Here is a 19,765-nt window from a genome sequence, read left to right on the forward strand (position 1 = left end):
TTCCTAAGCTTTTTCTAGCATGCCAGCCTGAAGTTGATACATTTTCTTATAGGTGCCATTTTGAGCTAGGAGCTCTTCGTGGCTACCAGATTCGATGATCTGGCCCTTATCTAGCACATAGATACAGTCAGCATCCTGAATGGTAGAGAGGCGATGGGCGATGGCAATCGTCGTTCTTCCTTGTCGCATTTTTTTCAGCGAAGCTTGAATCAACTCTTCTGTCTCTGAGTCAATATTGGCAGTAGCCTCGTCTAAAATCAAAATCTTAGGCTTGGTAGCGACTGTCCTAGCAAAAGCTAAGAGCTGGCGCTGGCCACTGGAAAATGCAGCTCCTCGCTCTGTTACTGGTGCATCATAAGTCAATGGCAGTTGATGAATAAAGTCATGAGCATCAACAAACTTAGCAGCCTCTTCAATGTCCTGTTGGCTAAGTCCTTCTTGGTACATCTGGATATTGCTAGCAACAGTCCCATGGTAAAGGAAGGGATCTTGAAGGACCAGCCCAATATGTCGCCTAAGCTCTGATTGACTATAGTCTTTTATATCGTGTCCGTCAATCAGTATTTGTCCTCTTTCAAACTCATAAAAGCGTAAAAAGAGGTTGATGATGGATGATTTTCCCGATCCAGTAGATCCAACAAAAGCGATCGTTTCACCTTGCTTGACCTTGAAAGAAATATGTTTCAAAATATCTCTTTCTCCGTCATAAGAAAAACTAACATCTCTGAATTCTATATCACCTTTTTGGATTTTCAAGTCTTTATTATTTTGGATTGGTTCATAGTCTCTCCTATCAATGACTTCAAAGACACGCTCAGCAGAGATCATAGAAGTCTGAAGAACTGAGTAGTTTTGCATGACTTCAATCAAAGGATTAAAGAGCTGGTTGGCATACTGGATAAAGGCATACATAATCCCTGCTGTAATCCCAGCATTTTGCCAAGTCAGACCGAAATAAGTCAGAATAACGCCATAGGCCAGAATTTTCAAAAGAGACATAGCTGGACGTAAAAGCAGACTGTTAACATCCAGATAGCGATTAGTGTAGTTTAGATGCTCCTGATTGATTTCTTCAAATTCATCAATCAATCGCTTTTCCTGACCAAAGGCTTGGACGATTCTCATTCCTTCAATAGTCTCGGAAAGCTTTACGTTTAAATCGCTCAACTTACTACGGACTTGCTTGAGCAAGCCAGTTGACAGTTTTTGATAAAGCAAGATCGAGGCCAGCATGATTGGTAGAAATAAAAGTATTAAAAGAGCCAGACGCCAATCCAGAGCAAACATAGTTGCGGCAGTTACCACTAAAATGAAGATTGAACTTAAAAAGCTTGAGAAAATACTACTAAACATATCCGCCACTGCTTGAGTATCATTGGTCAGACGAGAAACGATGGCTCCAGCAGGTGTTTGGTCAAAATAGGCCATTCGTAGCTTTTGAATATTGGCAAAGGCTTCTTGACGTAAGTCACGAACAATACTGTGTGCTACCTTTGCAAATGAATACTGACCTAAAAAAGTCAAAAGCACACGCAGTATAAATAAGCCATAGTAAATAGCCAAGAGATAAAAGCCTGCAGCCGCCTGTCCAGAACTAATGAACTGATCGATATAAGTTCTAGCCAAAAGAGGTAAGGCAGTGGTAACCAAAGTGGTTAGAAAAACAAAGGCAAATGCTGAAAGTGTGAGCCATTTATATGCAAGCATATAGCTTAGAAGTCGTTGAAAAGTTGATTGTTTTTTCATATTAGACCTCCTCTAAGCTTTCAGCCAATTGCTGATTTTGATAAGTAGTGGCATACCAGCCATCCTGTGTTAAAAGTTCCTGATGACTACCACTCTCAATAATCCGTCCCTGATCTAAAACTAGGATCAAGTCTGCATGCACTACTGCTGATAAGCGATGGGCAGTAATCAATGTAGTCTTACCAGAACGCTCTCTCTTGAGATTATCTAAAATCAAGTGCTCGGTCTTGGCATCAACAGCAGATAAAGAATCATCCAAGATTAAGATATCGGGATTAAGAATCAAAGCACGACACATGGCCAAGCGTTGCTTTTGTCCACCAGATAAGGATACACCACGCTCCCCAACCAAAGTATCAAATCTATCGGGCATTTGCATGATGTCTTCATAAATTCCGCAAAGTTTAGTAACAGCGATAACGTCCTCATCAGAAAGACTTGGATTTCCAAAACGGATATTATCTCTAATCGATGTAGCAAACAAGATTTGATCTTGAGGAACATAACCAATCAAGCTCCGCAAAGCAGAAAGGCTGTAATCTCTTATGTCATGTCCAGCTAGGCAAATATTCCCATCTTGTATATCTTGTTCTCGAAGCAAAAGGCGAAGCAAGGTCGTTTTTCCAGAGCCTGTAACACCAACAATTCCTAAGGTCTGACCCTGATCAATTGAAAAATGAATATCCCTGAGAGTTGGTCGATCATCATATGCAAATTCTTGAATAGAGTAATCCAGACGACCATTTTTAATGTCCTTAATGGGCGAAGCCACTTCTGTCACATCACTTTCTTGGGCTAGCAAGCTTTCAATTCGCTCGTAAGACACAGCTCCTCGTTGGCTGATATTGAAGAGATAGCCCATGGCTTGAAGGGGCCAGACTAACATATCCAGATAAGTAATAAAAGTGACCAACTCTCCCACTGTCAACTGACCTTGACTAATGAAAAGACCACCAAAAATCAAGGTTAAAAGATAGGACAGGCCGACAAAAATCAAAACCATAGGATCAAAAAGAGCATTGTACTTTGCTGCAAGGATATTTTTCTTAAAAACATCTTGGTTGATCCTAGCAAAAGCAGCTGTCTCTGCATCTTGATAACCAAAAGACTTGGTTACTTTGATACCTGAGACACTTTCTTGGACCTTATTGTTCAAATCTGAAAAGGCTTCTTGGGCAGCCTTAAAACTTTCATGATTTTTTCGACCGATCAGACTGGTCCCCCAAGCCATAAAAGGCAAGGGTAAAATGGCAATCAGAGTCAGCCTCCAGTCCAAGACGAAAAACATGGTAAGAACAGTCACTAGAGCTGTGATTGAAGCGTCTACAGCTGACATGACTCCTCCACCAGCAACCCCAACAACAGCATTGATATCATTGGTAGCATGAGCCATCAAATCACCGGTCCGATAAGTCTGATAAAAGGAAGGAGACATACGAGTAAAATGCTCAAAGAGACGGTAGCGTAAGATTCTACCCAAACGATTGGCTGTCCCCAAAATATACTTACGCCAGACAAAACGCAAAGCATACATGGCCAAAGCAGACAAAACCAAGAGAAAAAGTTGGTAGGCCAGTTCCATATTCGTCAAATCTCTACTGGCAATCTGGTCAATCACCTCTCCTATCACTCGAGGAGGGAGCAAGTTTAAAAGACTGACCAAAGATAGAGCTAAAATACCAGTGATATAGGGCCACTTTTCTAATTTAAAAAACCAAGATAATTTCTTTAATAACTTCATACTTGTGCTTTTTCTAACCTCCAAATACTATTCATTATACACTCATTTTTGCATTATTGATAGCGAAAGAGGCTGGAAAACTCAGCCTCTTATTTTTTCTTTGTTAAAAGAAAGCTCTCTTCTAAAAGAGAAAATAATTCTTGATCCGTCAGAGTATCATCTAGCGGAAGACTCAGCCAATACTTTTTATTCATGTGAAAGGCTGGGTAAATTCCTTTTTCTTGGATTCGTTCTGAGACCTGATTGTTCTTGACATTAAGAACCTCAATTGCTCCACTTCGTCCTGAATCAAACTTAGACCAGTCAGTCGTCAGAAAAGCTCCATACCATTTCTTTGTGCCCTCATGGCGAAATACAGCTGCCTGGGTAGAACTTTTTCTTGAAGACTTAGCCCAAAGGTATTCCAAACTTCCCTGATAATGCTTAGAAACGTGAGCTACCAAGCGCTGACTTTGTTCATAAAGGAAGCCAATTTCATCAAAACAATGGCGACGAATATCTAAGAGAAGGTCCAAACAAGCTTGACGCACCTGACCGACAAACTCGCCTGTCATAGATTCCATGTGAACCTGCCTATACTCATCCCCTGTCTCACAATCAAACAGCAGAAAACTGACACTACTATCTTCAACATTGATCACCATCTGAAAATCTCCAGACATGACTTTTCTTGATATCTGATAGATGCCTTCCTTTTCTAAAAAACCATACTTAACTAGCTTATCATAGTTAGCTTTATATTTTTCGAATAGTTCAAACATGTCTATAAAAAGGAAAGGGAGCCATAGCTCCTCTCCTTATCCTCCTAAAATACTACCTTGGTTCCATGTAGCTGATCCACACCCAACTCAACAACGATTTCATCGCAATTTTGAGTCGTAATGCCACCGCCTGGCAGGATTTGAATTCGCTTGTCTGCATAGGCCACCAACTCTTTTAACCAAGCAAAGTGTTCTTGAATCGTTTCTGTAGCTGGACCTCCATGAGTCAGAATGCGCTTAACACCATGCTCAGCCAACCAATCCAAGGCCTCGAATTGCTTGTCCCTTGGAATAGAATCAAAAGCCATGTGAAAGACTACTTCTAAACCTTGTGACACAGCTAGCAAAGACTCAAGATTTTCTGTATCTAGCTCATTCTCCACTGTCAGCAAGCCAAATACGACTCCCTGACTTCCAGCCTCACGCGACTTTTTGATATCTTCTATCATGATTTCCACTTCAAGATCAGTATAAACAAAATCACCGCCTCTAGGGCGAATCATGGTCATTATAGTGGTATCATAAGACTTAGCCAAGTCCACTGCAGCACGAATGACTCCATAACTTGGCGTGGTTCCTCCGACACTTAAATTGTCACAGAGTTCAACACGACGAGCTCCTGCTTGCATTGCTTTTTCAAGCAAGGTTACATTTTCAGCACAAAATTCGTATAGCATCCGCTACTCCTTTAATTTATTATGATATTATTCTAATTCTTTCTTGTTTATTATATCACAACTAGTGAAAAAAAGACGAATTAGCTACCTATCCCATTCATACTTTCAAAGGAATTTTTACACCAGTCAATCCATTCTGTTTGGTAGGCTTCCTCAGATAGGATACGGTCCTTCAAATCAGCTATTGACTTGATATTCTTTTCCTTACAGAGTCTAATACAATTGGAATAAAATTTTAAATTTATGTCGTCTCTGTCAAAATATATCGGTATTTCTGACCATCCTCTAAGATATGCAGTGAAAGCTCTGCTATGACCATCTGTCAGGAACCATTTGCCCTCCAATCTTTTTACTGGCAAAGGCTTTAATCCTTCTTGGTCAAACCATGTCGCAATTTCTTCTAGCTTTTTTTCTGAAAGGAAAAATTGGCTAGGCTGAATTTCAGAAAAAGGTAAAACTAAATCTAAAACATAACGATGTCCCAGATCCGTTTCTTCATAAGGATAAAAACCGAATGAAGTAAATAGTTTTTTAGAAGAGAGATTAAAATCATAAATGTCCTGAACCTGTAACTGCTGATAAGACAGAGATCGAGCCCTCTCAATCAATGCTCCGATAACTTCTCGTCCAATACCAATTGATCGATAAGTCTCCACTCCGATAACAATAGGTAAGTCATTCTCTGAAAAAGTCACATCACCAATTGGCAACCAGGAACCATCCTGCTTAACTTCAATGAAATATAGTTCTCCTCGCTGACTAAGGACCTCATACATCTTCTTGATCTTTTCTAGTGAATAGCTTTCTTTTTTGCCGTCAACGAAATAGACAAGCTCTGGATCCTGATACCAAGAAAAGGCCACTTGATAGTGGCCATCATAAGCTCGCAAACGCAAGTTGCTATTAATCTGAATAAAATCAGGTTGAGCTGAATTTACTATAGGCATAATCTCTACTCCTATTGACCCAGCAAACCTGACACATTCATTGTCAGCTTAACCTTAGCAGTATCATCCTGTATGTTAAGTCCTGTAATTTTAAACTGAGACTCTGGTAGAGAAACCAAAATTGTTTCTTGTTCCATGGCTAGATTGCTGGACTGGTCTTTCAATCTATTTTGTAAAATCGAAGCTACAATAGCTTTTGGTACTGGTAGATTTCCTAGACGAGAGCTAGCAAGATCAAATCGTAGGGTATGATTTTCGTAGGCCGCGTAGAATCGCAAATCAAGTTTGCTGTCAATCCCAAGGATTTTTATAGGGAGTTGCAATCTTAATTTATCCCCTTCAATGCTGTACGCACTCTCCAATAATTCTTGACTCTGATTATCAGTCAAAAATGGTTTCAGTAACTGATTCAATTGTTTGCTGTTAATCGTAATCTCTGTACTTAGACCATTTGTTCCTACGGTTGCATTCTGAAGTCCAGATTCAACCATACTAGACAAACTAATTGTGCTTTCTACATTCTTTAGCTGATCAGAGGATTGAATTGAAGAAGGTACCAAAATCAGGATCAGGCCAAATAATAAGACAAGAAGACCAACTACAGTACGTTTGATTATTTTTTTCATTTTTATTCCTTTTTGTAACAAGTCAGAAGTCTGATTCTGCCTGCTCTAAAATCATAATAGATATATTTTACACTAATTTCCTATTACTTTTGTGACAAAAAGATGACATTCCTATGCGGTAACATGACAAAGCCGAGTTTTCCCTTGATAAAAAAGAAAACTAGAGCCGTTTCTAGTTTTCTTGGTTATAAATCATCTGCAATCTTATTAATTTTCCGAAGGCGGTGATTCACGCCACTTTTGGTCAGAGGTTTACTAAGGCTATCAGCCAACTGCTGGATAGAGTAATCAGGATGATTAACTCTCAAATGTGCAACCTCTTGTAAATCAATTGGCAGACTCTCCAAACCACTTGTCTCCATAATCTTTACAATATTATTGATGGTCTTCATACTAGCTGTCACGGTTCGAGCTATATTGGCAGTCTCTGCATTATTAGCTCTATTGATATCATTTCTAGTCTCCCGAAGGATTTTCACAGCTTCAAACTCAGCCATGGCCTCCATTGCTCCAACAACAATCAGAAAATCCATGATATCTTCTGCTCGCTGCAAATATGTAACTGCTCCTTTTTTTCGTTCGATGGTTTTTGCATCTAGTAAAAAACGTTGCATCAAACTAGCAAGTCCTTGAGCATGGTCCAAATAGACAGAAACAATTTCTAGTTGGTATTTACCAGATTCTGGGTCTCGCATACTACCGTTTGATAAGAAAGCCCCTCTAAGATAAGCTCTACTTGCTTCATCATCAGATAGAATAAGAGGATCAATCCCCTCTTGGATTCCAAAGAAAGCATCCGCCAGGTGCAAGTCTGACAAGATATCTTCAACTTTTTCATCTAGAAAAACAGTATAGACACGGTTCTTTCGGAGATTGGTTTTCTGGTGATGACGTATGTCAGATTTCACCTGGTAAAAGCTCAAAAGCAACTCATAAATATGACGAGCAATTTTTGCATTCTCAGTAGTAATGGATAGAGTTAGTCCTTGACTTGCAATTCCTAAACTACCAGACATCTTCATGATAGCAGCCAATTCACTCTTACTCTTGGTATCTAGTCCCAATAGTTCTTCTTTTACCTTTACCGTAAAGCTCATTTTCGCACCTGAATGTTCTTCATCAATTCTTCCACAACCAAATTACCATCGTGGAAGGCTCCACCATTTTCCAAACGTAAAAAATTAGAAGAAATGACACGGGGAACTTGTTCTTGGAGTCCCTTAAAGTCATGCTCAACTTGTACCAAATACTCATCAAATTTATTACAATTCATATAATCTTTTGGAACATTTTCAATATTCACCAGTACTGTATCGATAAATTTTTGTCCCAAATGACGATGCAAAACTTCCACATGATTGGCATCCGTGAAGTGTTCAGTTTCCCCTCTTTGGGTCATAATATTACAGACATAAGCTACCTGAGCCTTGGTTTCAAGTAGAGCTTGGCCAATCTCTTCAATCACCAAATTTGGCAAAATAGAGGTAAAAAGTGATCCTGGACCAAGTACGACCATATCGCTGTCTAGAATAGTCTGGACAACCTTACGACTGGCTTGGGGCTTTTCATCATCATAAGTATTAGTCACATAGACATGGTCAATCATGCCTTTATAATCGGCAATCCGACTTTCACCAGCTACTTCGACACCATCAGTAAAAACAGCATGAAGGGTTAATGGACTATCGCTGGATGGATAGATTTTTCCTGTTGTATGGAAAAACTTAGTCAGAATTTGCATGGCATTATAGGTTGAGCCCTGCATTTCAGAAATACCAGCAATAATTAAATTTCCTAAAGGATGCCCCGCTAAAGGTCCATCTTGGTCAGCAAATCGATACTGAAAGACGCGCTCATAAAACTTTGGCATATCAGACAAAGCAACAAGTACATTTCGTAAATCGCCTGGAGGAGTTAGCTGGGTATTTTTTCTTAACTCACCTGAACTCCCCCCATCATCAGCAACCGTTACGATAGCAGAAATATCTACATCCCTTTTTCGTAAACTATCAAGGATAACGGAAATCCCGGTTCCACCACCAATAACAGCTATTTTGGGCTTTCTCATGAGCGATTTACCGTTTCCTTTCTACGGTCTTTGTCACGATGACTACAGTTGACAGGCCAATTTTTAGCTAAATCGTCTGCCAAACGTTGAGCAAAAGCAACACTTCTATGCTGCCCCCCCGTACAACCAACTGCAATTGTCAAGACTGACTTCCCTTCTTTCTTGTAACCAGGTAAAATCGGTTCAATTAAATTCAGAAGATGTTGATAAAATTCGGATGACTCCTCGTGGTTCATGACATAGTCAAAGACTGGTTTATCCAATCCTGTTTGATTACGTAGTTCTGGCTGATAGTATGGGTTTGGTAAAAAACGAACATCAAAAACCAGATCCGCATCCAAAGGAAGCCCATACTTAAATCCAAAACTCATGACCTCAACACGAAAGGATTGTAGTTGAGACTGGTCAGAAAACTGTTCTGAAATAGTCTTTCGCAATTCACGAGGAGTTAAATCTGTCGTATCAACAACATTTTGACTGAGATTCTTAAGAGGAGCCAACAATTCCCGCTCCAACTTAATTCCGTCTAAAATCCGACCGTCTGCTGCCAATGGATGGCTTCGTCGTGTCTCCTTGTAACGAGCTACTAATTCTTTATCAGCCGCATCTAGAAAGAGAATTTTAAAATCAATTTCTAAATTGTTTTCCACCTGATCTAAAACGTTCTGAATTTCAGCAAAAAATGAACGGCTACGCATATCCACGACAAGAGCTAGTTTGTCAATATCATTAGTTGTTTCTAATAATTGCAGGAACTTGGGTACAAGTGTTGGCGGGATATTATCAATAGTAAAGTAGCCCAAATCTTCGAATGACTGAATAGCTACTGTCTTTCCTGCACCGCTCATTCCTGTAACAATGACTAGTTTCATCTCTTTCTCTGACATATTCTCTCCCCTCCAGCTAGAGCTTTAATCTAGCTCAGCAATGACTTCAATTTCAATTTTAACATCACGAGGTAAGCGCGCTACTTCTACAGCAGATCGAGCAGGATAGGCGCTTGAAAAAGCTGTTTGATAAACAGCGTTAAAGGCCGCGAAATCATTGATATCGCTCAGAAAACAAGTTGCTTTGACAACATGATCAAAATCAGTTCCAGCTTCTGTTAGAATAGCCTTGATATTTGAAAGAACTTGCTCAGTCTGCTCCTCAATCGTGCTACCGACAATCTCACCAGTTTCTGGCGATAAAGGGATCTGACCACTTGCAAACAAAAGATTACCAGCCACTCGACCTTGAACGTAGGGACCAATAGCTTTAGGTGCTTTATTTGTATTAATTATCTTAGACATTTTCATTCCTCCTTATTTCCTTATTATTATATCATAAAGAGACTCTCCTAGCTGAATCCTTCTCTAAAAGCAGTTAAAAGTCAAGATATTTTTCTAACTCTTTAAAAATCATTTGGGCATAAATTCTGAAATACATGACGTCTACCCTACTTAACCAAATTAAGAAACAAAAAAACCGAGATAAGCTGATCTCAGTTTATATTTAATGCTATTTACTTGTTATCTTCTACGCAGATATTGAGTTAATCTAAAGATTAGAAAGGCTGATAAAATCAAACTTACTAACCAAATCGTCCTCAGGTACCAGAATTGGATGAGATAGGTAGACACGATGGCTCCCGTTACAAAACTAGCTAAGAGAGCTACAAAAAACAAGCCTTCTTCTAAGTAAGGTATTTTCTTGGTTCGAACGTAAGTCCCAAAAGCAACCATGGTCTTCTTAAGATTACCTGTCATAAAGGAATTATTATAGGCAATGCCATCTACTTCTCCAAAAGCCGTCGCTACCAAACCCATACAAAAACCAAGAGGAGGCACAATGTAGATATTGGCGAAGTTGCCTGGCAAAAATCCAATTATAGAAGATACTAGAATTAGTGGCACAATGCTCGAAAGTCGCCACCAAGATTTCTCAAAAAGATTTTGAAAAACCGTCATTAAAAAGATCCCTAGCATAAAAGCTAACATCGTAGCCAGTTTTACTTCAATTTCTCTTGCCTCATGATTAATCAATTCAACTGAAAGGAAAACAACATTTCCTGTTTGCCCAGCTACCAAGGTCCCTCCCCTTTCAATGAAGGTATAGGCATCCACAAACCCCGCGCAAAATGTTAGCAAACAGGCGAAAAATTTAGATCGGGAATGAAATTCTCTTTTCACAATATTTCTCATTTTATTTAAAAAGTCTAGCTCCTTACTAGACTTCCTCCTCATTAATTTCTAGCTTCTTTTAAGATTTTTTCAATCTTAGTTGTGATCAAATCAATGGCAACTTTGTTTGAAGCTCCCTCAGGAATGATAACATCAGCATAACGCTTAGTTGGCTCAATAAACTGATGATACATGGGTTTCACAACACCCAAATATTGTTCAATAACGCTATCCAGACTACGACCACGTTCTTCCATATCTCGCTTGATCCGGCGAATGATTCGAACATCATCATCTGTGTCAACAAAAATTTTGATATCCATCAAGTCTCGCAAACGCTGATCTTCAAGTACCAAGATCCCTTCTACAATAAATACATCTTTGGGTTCCTGGCGATAGGTTTTACTACTACGTGTATGCTCCGTATAATCGTAGGTTGGGATATCTACTGGACGGCCAGCCAAAAGCTCCTTGATTTGTTCAATCATTAGATCTGTATCGAAGGCAAAAGGATGGTCATAGTTGGTCTTAATCCTTTCCTCAAAAGTCAGATGAGACTGGTCTTTATAGTAAGAATCATGCTCAATCATAGCAATCTTTTCATTTGGGAAATTAGATAAAATTGCTCTGGAGACACTGGTTTTACCACCACCTGATCCACCGGTCACTCCAATAATAATAGGTCTGTTTTGCATTTCTTGCTCCAATATTTTTAATCCTATCTATTTTACACCAAATCATGGTATAATGAAAGGGCTAATCAGTAAAAAATAGAGAGATTTTTAAAGGAGGGAAGCATGTTAAAATTAGGTATTATTGGAACAGGACAGATTTCCCATGAGTTTATCAAGGCTGCTAAACTCAGTGGCCATTATGAGTTACAGGCTGTATATTCGCGGAGCTTAACTTCTGCTCAAGCCTTTGCCCAAGATTATCAAAATGTAGAACTTTTTAGTGATTTGACAGATTTTTTAAAAAGTTCGCTCGATGTAGTCTATATTGCAAGTCCAAATTCCTTACACTTTGAGCAGGCTAAACAAGTTATTTTAGCAGGTAAACACGCGATTATTGAAAAACCAGCTGTGTCGCTACCGGAAGAATGGCAAGAACTAGTAGCCCTTTCTAAGAAAAAAGAAGTTTATATTTTTGAAGCTGCCCGTAACTATCATGAAAAAGCCTTCTCTACTATTCAAGGCTTCCTCAAGGACAAGACTGTCTGGGGAGCCCACTTCACCTATGCCAAATATTCTTCTAAGATGCAGGCACTACTTTCAGGTAAAGAGCCTAATGTCTTTTCTGCTAAGTTTTCTGGTGGAGCTTTGATGGACCTAGGTGTCTATCCCGTCTACGCTGCTATTAGGCTCTTTGGTTCCCCTCAATCTGCCCGATACAGTGCTCAACAATTACCTAATACCATTGACTTAAATGGAGTGGGAGCTTTGATATACCCTGATTTCCAAGTCGGGATTCAGGCTGGAAAAAATATCAATAGCAATCTACCCGCAGAAATCTACACGGATCAGGGAACTCTGACTTTAGACAGTATTGAATTTATCAGTTCTGCTATTTTCCAAGGACTAGATGGACAAGAAACCCTTCTTCTCATCCAGCAAGCTTCTCATACCATGCAGGAGGAAGCTAAAGCCTTTGCAACAGTATTACTAAGAAAAGATCGAACAGCTTATGAGGAATGGCTAAAAGCAGCATCTGCCGTTCACCAAACATTGTGGACCATGCGTAAGGATGCTGGCATTAGATTTGAGGTTGATTATGATTAAAAAATATTTTCCTAACTCTTGGCAAGACAAGTTAGAAGACTTAGGATTTTCAGAGCTTACAAGTATACAGGAAGAGATATTTGAGCCGATTTCATCAGGAAAATCTGTTTTAGGGATCAGTCCAACGGGAACTGGCAAAACTCTAGCCTATCTCTTTCCCTGTCTACTTAAGCTAACACCAAAAAAAGCTCAACAGCTCTTGATTTTAGCTCCTAATACTGAGTTAGCTGGACAAATCTTTGAAGTTTGCAAAAGCTGGGCAGACTCACTTGGTTTGAACACTCAGCTATTCATTTCCGGATCCAGTCAAAAACGCCAGATTGAACGTCTAAAAAAAGGACCTGAAATTATCATTGGCACTCCCGGTCGAATTTTTGAATTGGTCAAGCTGAAAAAAATTAAGATGATGAATATTGATACAATCGTCTTAGATGAATTTGACCAACTGCTCAGCGATTCTCAGTATCATTTTGTTGATAAAATCGTTCGCTATGCACCTCGTGACCACCAGCTGGTATATATGAGCGCCACCGCTAAGTTCGACCACGATAAGATTGCTAAAGACACCCTAAAAATCAGCATTGATAATCAAGTCTTGGACAATATCCAGCATTTTTACATACAAGTTGAAAAACGTGACAAAGTAGAGTTGCTACGCAAACTGTCTAATGTAGAAGAATTTCGTGGGTTGGTTTTCTTCAACGCTCTGTCAGACCTGGGCAGTGCCGAAGAAAAACTCCAGTATCGAGAAGCCAATGCTGTTTCACTTGCCAGCGATATCAATGTTAAGTTCCGCAAGGTTATTCTAGATAAGTTCAAAGAACACCAGATTACTCTCTTGCTGGCCACTGACTTGGTTGCTCGTGGCATTGATATTGACTCCCTAGAATGCGTCGTCAACTATGAACTTCCGCGCGATTTAGAAACCTATACCCATCGTTCTGGCCGAACCGGCCGTATGGGCAAAGAAGGCAATGTCATCACTCTCATCAGCCATCCAGAAGAGCTGAAGACATTAAAAAAATATGCTTCTGTTCGCGAAATTGTACTAAAAAATCAAGAACTTTATGTAACGAGTTAAGCTAAAAAAGCTTTGGAAATCTAATGTTTCCAAAGCTTTTTGCTTTTACTCATTACCAACAATGATTTCAAAAATCTAACCCCAAGAACTGTCTTAGTCTCTACCATAATAGATACGATGTGGCTCTAACTGACCCTCTAGCAACTCATCGACTGTCACTAGAGTGTAGCCATTATTTTGCAGATACTGGATGACACTAGGGAGAGCATCAATACTGGTCTGATGTATATCGTGCATGAGGATGATAGAGCCTGGTTGGGTCTTGGCAACCTCCTGCATAATGGCTTTAGTATTCCGTGTCTTCCAATCTAGACTATCCACATTCCACATGATGAAGGATTGGTCAATCGCATTTTGAATCGTAGAATTAATAGCTCCATAAGGTGGTCGCGTAATCGTTGGCTTAATCCCTACAACGTTATATATAGCCGTCTGAGTATCAAAAATTTCTTTCTTGACTGTTTCCATAGGAAGTTTGGTTAAAACTGGATGATCCCATGTATGTATTCCAATTTGATGACCTTCATTTTTTACTCTCTTGACAATGTCTGGATTGCTTACTACATTTTGACCTAGCATAAAGAAAGTAGCCTTAACACCGTATTTCTTTAGGATATCCAACGCTTGTGGTGTTGTTTTAGCATCCGGTCCATCATCAAAAGTCAGAGCAACCATTTTTTCATGTCTTTTAGATTCATAGTTCTGATATGCTTCCAAGTCTGCTCCTTTAAGAAAAGAAGGGTTGATTTGATTATAAAGGCTGGATAAAGGGACATCTATACTAGTCAAGCCTTGAATTTCCCTAGGTAAGCTAATAGAAAAATGACTATTCTCATACCGGAAATTCCACTGGCTTAAGTCACTCGCGGACAAACTGTTAAGAACTTCTGTCTGAGCCGTCTCATCTATCTGTCTAAAGGTGAGTTGGCTAGAGATTTCACTTAGGAGGACTTCTTTTGCAACTTCTGCATCCTGAAAGACCTTATCTAAGGTGAAACGATTGCCATCTGAACCTAGATAGTTCCAAGCTATTTGGCGAGTTTCAGCAGGACTAATTTTCCTGTTTTTAGTTTGATAGTCCTTTCGATGGACCAAAACTTCTTTTACATCAGTTAGACTGGTATCTTTTTCTTCTGAATAATAGAAAGTCAATTGATCAATCTTCCTATCTTTTTTATGGTCATTCTTGATGGTTTGACTGTCAGCATCCATCATTTCTTTGACAGTCGTATTGACTTGACCATCTCTCAATGGATAGAAAGTTTCAATATAGTGGCTCCCCTCTTGTCTACTCTTCTTCTCAGTATTTGATGCGTATTTTTTCTCTTCCTTGGAAATTAAGGCTTCAATCTTCTCCTGGTATTCCTTATCTTGAAAATATGAGTAAATTCTCTTAACTCCAAAAAAGAGGGCAAGAACCACTGTAAAACTAAGCAAGCTAAAGAAAAGCAGTTTCTTTATATTAATTCTTTTTTTATTATGTTTTCTCATAAACCTATCCTATCTCTGTATCTCATTCCTAGAGTGTATTATCTATTATAACCCATCAAGCTACAAATTTATATTAAAATTTTTTTAAAAAATAAATATTAGAAAAACAGCAGTTTGTTTAATCTGCTGTTTTTTATTAAATCTCCTAGATATCCTTTCCAGAACTTACTTCAAAAATTTTCTTATTTCCTTGGCAAGCTCATCAGGGATATAACTATGAATATAGTGAGGAACATCAAAAATTTTCAGCTGAACATTTTTATGATCTTTAGCAAAGTCTTTTGACATATCTTGCCACTCCTCTTTAGCAAAACCTGTCCCTTGGCCATTGGAAACAAATAGTAAATAAGGAATGGCAGGGACTTTGTCTTGTTTTACAAGTTTTGCATTCTTTTTTACTTCTTCTGCCTCCTTTATTATGGCATTAGATAAGGGGCGTCGATAGAATAAAGCTTTATAAATCGACCTTTCCTTAAGATTTAAAGAACCATTAGACAGGGAATGAACCTCTTTATCTGCAGAATAAAGCCATCGACTCAGACCCAAGTTAGCAGCAAAATGCAAAGTCTTGTATAGAAGCTGATTGGGTCTATAATTATCGTATGCTTGAGGAAGGGACATATCTAACCCAATAATCGCTTCAACTTCCTTAGCATAGGAAGCAGACCAATGCATGGCTTCTAATCCCGACATAGAATGAGGAAGGAGAACATATGGCCCTTTGACATCAGCCTTCTGTAAAGCTTTCCTTGTTTGACTTAGAATAGTATCCAAATCACGATGTTTAGACCAGTCATCGCTAAAGCCATATCCAAACTTCTCTACCACAACTACTCGATAGTCCTTGACAAGTTTGGAATACAGGGATTTAAAATCAAGGATAGGTGAACTTGTCCCACTACCCGAGAGAAAGACCAGGGTTTTCGGTCCATTTCCAGCCACATAGACATTCATTTGCTTTCCGTCTACCTCTACTCGCTGACCGATACTAGAGGTGAGGAACTTTTTTTCTTTGTTCAGACTATATTGATGGTATAAAAACGCAAGAACTAGAATAAACAGAAGTAAGCTTGAAAAATATTTTAGAAACTTTAGCATAGGACTCCGCTTTTGCCTATCTTACTAACTCGCTTTTCAAATAAGCATCGACCATGCGCTCTGTCGCGACGACTGAATCGATATGCGTACGCTCATAAGAGTGGCTGGATTCGATACCTGCACCTAGCAGGGCATGCTTGACTTCTGCTCCCGCACTCATGGCTGCAGAGGCGTCTGACCCGTAAAATGGATAGATGTCCAGTTTGTAAGGGATGTCCTGCTCCTTGGCTAAATTTACCAAATGCTGGCGAAATTCATAGTGATAAGGGCCTGAAGCATCCTTGACACAAATGGAAACCGTATACTCATCTGTCTGCTGGTCGTCACCCATAGCGCCCATATCAACAGCCAGATATTCCACCGCTTGCTCAGGAAGGCTGGAATTAGCCCCGTGACCAACTTCCTCAAAGACACTGAAAGCAAAATGAGTCGTCACTGGTAGCTGAACATTTTCCTCTTTATAAATGCGCAAAAGATTGAGCAAAATAGCTGCGCTGACCTTGTCATCTAGAAAGCGAGACTTTATAAAGCCTGACTCGGTAACTGTGGTACGAGGATCAAAAGAAATAAAATCGCCAACTTCAATTCCTAAATCACGTGTTTCTTTCTCACTTGTCACCTGTTCATCCAAACGAACTTCCATATTGTCCTGAGTACGCTCAACCGTCCCAGCATCCTTGTAGACATGACAAGAAGTCTGGTGGACCAAAATAGTCCCACTGATAGTCTTACCGCTACTTGCCACATGAACCAGACAGTTTTCTCCTTCAATCATGTTCCAAGGGAAACCGCCAATCCGATCCAGCTTAAGACGACCATCAGACTTAATAGCCCGAACAATAGCCCCCAGTGTATCCACATGAGCAGTCACTACCCGATGCTGGGAATCATTTTCTCCCTTAACCACAACATGGACGCCACCTTTATTAGTCCGTACAGGCTCATATCCTAATCCTTCCAAAGTTTTTACCAGATAGTCAGCCACCTCGGCTGTGAAGCCTGTTGGGGAAGGAATCGCCGTTAATTCTTGTAAATATTGAACAGTTTGATTCATTTTAATCTCCTCATATTTTTTTATCATTATAGCACAAAAATAGCTTTTACAGATGGGTTTATCAGTGTAAAAGCTAGATTATTTATATTATTCAGCTAGCATGACTTCTTTTAAGGTCAAGCCTTCAATAGTTTTGACATAGTAGGCAAGGAGCAATTCATATAAGATTACAAAGACTAAGAAGGCGATTAAGCAAAGCTGAACATCAAATGAATAATCGGGCACACCCTGAACATTCTTTACAATGACTTTGAGTAGTATCTTCATCAGGGCATACTGATATACCGTCCCTAAGACAAAACCAAGGTAAGCAACCACTCGATAACGAGCAAAAATAACGAGACTACATTCTTTTTTGCTATAGCCAAAAGCCTTCATAAAAGCCAAACTGGCTTTGTTTTCTTGGACGACAGTTCCTAGACAAAGGAGCAAAATCGAAAGTGACAAAAGAATGCCTATTCCCATCATCATAACTTGAATGGTACCATCTATAAAGTCTTTCATTCCTAGGGAAAGCTGCATCATGGCTGCAAAAGAAAATGCTGCAAAGACGACAAAGAAAATCAATAATTTCCTTTTATAAAAATGAACAGCCCCCAACTCTTTCAAAAAAGGTTTATTTGCTTTAGTCGTGCGATGTTTTTGCTTTACTTGTGCCAACTCTAATCTCTTCAGCAAATAAAGGCTTGGCTGCTTCAATTTTATCAAAGCATAGCCAATTCCTAAGAAGGCAAATAGAAAAGTCGGCAAGATGACCATAGCGAGGAACAATTGCCAATGAAAATGAATTTCAATAGTGGGCAAGAGATCTTTTTGATTGCGCAAATCATAAAAGTCCTTCATAAAGAAGAATGAAGAAGCAAACCCAAGCAAGGCTCCTAGAAAAACTGAACAACTAAAAATCCAGAAATGCTTGGCTAATTCAACATTTTGATAGCCCAGAGCTTTAAGTATTCCTAGCTCTTCCTTATGATCATCAATAAACTGCTTGATATAAAAGAATAAGAGAAGAACAGCTAGAAGAGAAAGCACTCCTCCACTTACTAAGGAGACAAATTTAGCAATGAGAACTTGTGCATCATAATAGGCCTTGGCTGGTAGAGATAATGTCTCAACCTCAATAGATTGAAGATCAAAGTAAAAATTGATAAATAAAGTCGAGACCAAAACTGCACAAAAGCTGATAATGGAGACAACAGATAAATTCCGTAAATCTTTGATACTGATTACCATAATCTACCACCCAATCTCTTCCACGCTCTTTAGCTTTTCATTAACCACGATGTCCTGAATTTGTCCACTATTCACCCTCACCACAGTATTTGCCAGCTTGGCAATATGCTCATTATGAGTAACCATCACTAGGGTAAATCCAAGCTCTTTTTTCATTTGTGCAATGTAGGAGAGAATCTGGCGGCCTGTCGCCTCATCAAGAGCTCCTGTAGGCTCATCAAGGAAAAGTACCTTTGGCTTCTTGGCCAAGGCTCTAGCAATCGCTACGCGTTGTTGCTCTCCACCCGATAGTTCACTAGGGTATTGATGGAGTTTTTCTTTTAAACCCATGGCCTCGATGATTGGAAGGTAATCCTGATTCTTTGCAAGATGGGCTCCCATTTTAACGTTCTGCTCCACCGTCAACTCTTGTAATAAATAATATTGCTGGAAAATAAAAGCGACCTGATCTTTACGGAATTTGGTCAGTTGACTTTCACTCAAAGACGCAATATTTGCCCCATCATATAATACTTCACCCTGATCAGGTTTTTCCAAGCCAGAAAGAATATTTAGCAAGGTCGACTTACCTGATCCAGAAGCTCCCAAAATCACTAGATAATCTTGCTCTTCTATCCGTAAATCGATACCTTTTAAAACCTCATTGGCTCCGTAGGACTTTCTTACTCCCTTTAGTTCAATCATGATTTCCTCCTAATAATTCCTTTATAAGTGCTGTGAAAACTTGTGTCATCATGGCTGTTAGTTCTGATGGTGAAAAACGATAGATTCCTGCAGCAGTCATACTGGCAATTCCATGTGAATAAATAAATAGATGCTGATAAAGTTGCTCTGATAACTGTCTTGAAAGTCCATATTCCTCTTGAATGGACAAAATCATTTTTTCATAACTGTAATCTTTGATTGGTAAAAATTCAGAAAACTGATGAATTGCACGTTCAGGCTCATTCATAAAGATCAGTTGGAAAAGCTGGGCATCCTCAGCAGCAAAACGGATATAAGCAATTCCTACAGCTCGAAAGGCTTTTTCTTCCTGCAAAGCAACTTCAACTTGTCTGACAAAGGTTTCCTCAGCAGCAATAACAATGGCCTTGTCAAGCTCTTCCATGCTATCAAATAGACCAAAAATGACCTTAGGCGAAGACTTCAGTCTTGAAGCAACAGCGCGTGCTGTGACAGCCGACTTCCCCTCTTCTCGAACAAGATCTAGACAAGCTTCAATGATTTCTTCTTTGGTGAATTTATTTTTTGGAGGCATTGATATTCCTTTCCGATACAATTGTTGCGCAACAATTGTTTCTT

Annotated in this window: 20 protein-coding genes; 2 read left to right on the plus strand and 18 right to left on the minus strand. The window is 39.3% G+C overall.

The window, feature by feature from the left end; genetic code table 11:
• Positions 1-3 precede the first annotated feature (3 nt).
• From HMPREF0847_RS03630 to udk, 12 genes are all read right to left on the minus strand, one after another.
• Complete coding sequence (locus HMPREF0847_RS03630) at positions 4-1,746, minus strand: ABC transporter ATP-binding protein (protein ID WP_008808844.1); 1,743 nt, start codon at positions 1,744-1,746, stop codon at positions 4-6.
• A gap of 1 nt (position 1,747) precedes the next feature.
• Positions 1,748-3,487, minus strand: a complete 1,740-nt coding sequence (locus HMPREF0847_RS03635; RefSeq protein WP_008808845.1) for an ABC transporter ATP-binding protein — start codon at positions 3,485-3,487, stop codon at positions 1,748-1,750.
• 89 nt (positions 3,488-3,576) lie between these two features.
• On the minus strand, positions 3,577-4,248 hold the full coding sequence (locus HMPREF0847_RS03640) for an MmcQ/YjbR family DNA-binding protein (protein WP_008808846.1): 672 nt from the start codon (positions 4,246-4,248) through the stop codon (positions 3,577-3,579).
• 44 nt (positions 4,249-4,292) lie between these two features.
• On the minus strand, positions 4,293-4,925 hold the full coding sequence (locus HMPREF0847_RS03645) for a copper homeostasis protein CutC (protein WP_008808847.1): 633 nt from the start codon (positions 4,923-4,925) through the stop codon (positions 4,293-4,295).
• An 80-nt stretch (positions 4,926-5,005) separates the two neighbouring features.
• Positions 5,006-5,872: a GNAT family N-acetyltransferase gene (locus HMPREF0847_RS03650; RefSeq protein WP_008808848.1), complete on the minus strand. Its 867-nt coding sequence runs from the start codon at positions 5,870-5,872 to the stop codon at positions 5,006-5,008.
• Positions 5,873-5,883: 11 nt separating this feature from the next.
• Entirely contained in the window at positions 5,884-6,498 is a 615-nt protein-coding gene (locus HMPREF0847_RS03655) for a hypothetical protein (RefSeq protein ID WP_008808849.1), read from the minus strand.
• A 185-nt stretch (positions 6,499-6,683) separates the two neighbouring features.
• Entirely contained in the window at positions 6,684-7,595 is a 912-nt protein-coding gene (gene whiA, locus HMPREF0847_RS03660; RefSeq protein WP_008808850.1) for a DNA-binding protein WhiA, read from the minus strand.
• Positions 7,592-8,566 carry a YvcK family protein gene (locus HMPREF0847_RS03665; protein WP_008808851.1) on the minus strand — a complete coding sequence of 325 codons (975 nt, stop codon included), beginning with the start codon at positions 8,564-8,566 and terminating at the stop codon, positions 7,592-7,594. Before HMPREF0847_RS03665 ends, whiA begins: the two co-directional genes overlap by 4 nt.
• A complete protein-coding gene (rapZ, locus tag HMPREF0847_RS03670) occupies positions 8,563-9,453 on the minus strand; it encodes an RNase adapter RapZ (protein WP_008808852.1) in 891 nt (296 codons plus the stop codon). The genes HMPREF0847_RS03665 and rapZ overlap by 4 nt, the downstream gene beginning before the upstream one ends.
• A gap of 24 nt (positions 9,454-9,477) precedes the next feature.
• Positions 9,478-9,858, minus strand: coding sequence for a RidA family protein (locus tag HMPREF0847_RS03675; RefSeq protein ID WP_008808853.1), 381 nt, complete (start codon positions 9,856-9,858; stop codon positions 9,478-9,480).
• A gap of 219 nt (positions 9,859-10,077) precedes the next feature.
• Positions 10,078-10,749, minus strand: a complete 672-nt coding sequence (locus HMPREF0847_RS03680) for a YoaK family protein (RefSeq protein WP_008808854.1) — start codon at positions 10,747-10,749, stop codon at positions 10,078-10,080.
• Between the two features lie 41 nt (positions 10,750-10,790).
• Positions 10,791-11,423: a uridine kinase gene (gene udk / locus HMPREF0847_RS03685; protein WP_008808855.1), complete on the minus strand. Its 633-nt coding sequence runs from the start codon at positions 11,421-11,423 to the stop codon at positions 10,791-10,793.
• Positions 11,424-11,525: 102 nt separating this feature from the next.
• Here udk and HMPREF0847_RS03690 point away from each other — a divergent pair, with 102 nt between their 5' ends.
• Positions 11,526-12,506 carry a Gfo/Idh/MocA family protein gene (locus HMPREF0847_RS03690; protein ID WP_008808856.1) on the plus strand — a complete coding sequence of 327 codons (981 nt, stop codon included), beginning with the start codon at positions 11,526-11,528 and terminating at the stop codon, positions 12,504-12,506.
• The gene (locus HMPREF0847_RS03695; RefSeq protein WP_187364087.1) at positions 12,496-13,587 is read left to right on the plus strand and encodes a DEAD/DEAH box helicase; all 1,092 of its coding nucleotides are present in this window, start codon (positions 12,496-12,498) and stop codon (positions 13,585-13,587) included. Before HMPREF0847_RS03690 ends, HMPREF0847_RS03695 begins: the two co-directional genes overlap by 11 nt.
• Positions 13,588-13,680: 93 nt before the next feature.
• Here the strand turns inward: HMPREF0847_RS03695 and HMPREF0847_RS03700 are convergent, their stop codons facing one another.
• The 6 genes from HMPREF0847_RS03700 to HMPREF0847_RS03725 all read right to left on the minus strand — a co-directional run bounded on the left by HMPREF0847_RS03700 (position 13,681) and on the right by HMPREF0847_RS03725 (position 19,721).
• Positions 13,681-15,078, minus strand: a complete 1,398-nt coding sequence (locus HMPREF0847_RS03700) for a polysaccharide deacetylase family protein (RefSeq protein ID WP_008808858.1) — start codon at positions 15,076-15,078, stop codon at positions 13,681-13,683.
• Positions 15,079-15,243: 165 nt separating this feature from the next.
• Positions 15,244-16,176: an alpha/beta fold hydrolase gene (locus HMPREF0847_RS03705; protein WP_008808859.1), complete on the minus strand. Its 933-nt coding sequence runs from the start codon at positions 16,174-16,176 to the stop codon at positions 15,244-15,246.
• A 16-nt stretch (positions 16,177-16,192) separates the two neighbouring features.
• Positions 16,193-17,230 (minus strand): M42 family metallopeptidase, encoded by a 1,038-nt coding sequence (locus HMPREF0847_RS03710; protein ID WP_008808860.1) that lies wholly within the window; start codon positions 17,228-17,230, stop codon positions 16,193-16,195.
• Between the two features lie 87 nt (positions 17,231-17,317).
• Complete coding sequence (locus HMPREF0847_RS03715; protein WP_008808861.1) at positions 17,318-18,463, minus strand: FtsX-like permease family protein; 1,146 nt, start codon at positions 18,461-18,463, stop codon at positions 17,318-17,320.
• Between the two features lie 3 nt (positions 18,464-18,466).
• Positions 18,467-19,147: an ABC transporter ATP-binding protein gene (locus HMPREF0847_RS03720; RefSeq protein WP_008808862.1), complete on the minus strand. Its 681-nt coding sequence runs from the start codon at positions 19,145-19,147 to the stop codon at positions 18,467-18,469.
• Entirely contained in the window at positions 19,140-19,721 is a 582-nt protein-coding gene (locus tag HMPREF0847_RS03725; RefSeq protein WP_008808863.1) for a TetR/AcrR family transcriptional regulator, read from the minus strand. The genes HMPREF0847_RS03720 and HMPREF0847_RS03725 overlap by 8 nt, the downstream gene beginning before the upstream one ends.
• Positions 19,722-19,765 lie beyond the last annotated feature (44 nt).

Origin of the sequence: Streptococcus sp. 2_1_36FAA, from assembly GCF_000161955.2 — a bacterium.
GTDB lineage: Bacteria > Bacillota > Bacilli > Lactobacillales > Streptococcaceae > Streptococcus > Streptococcus gordonii.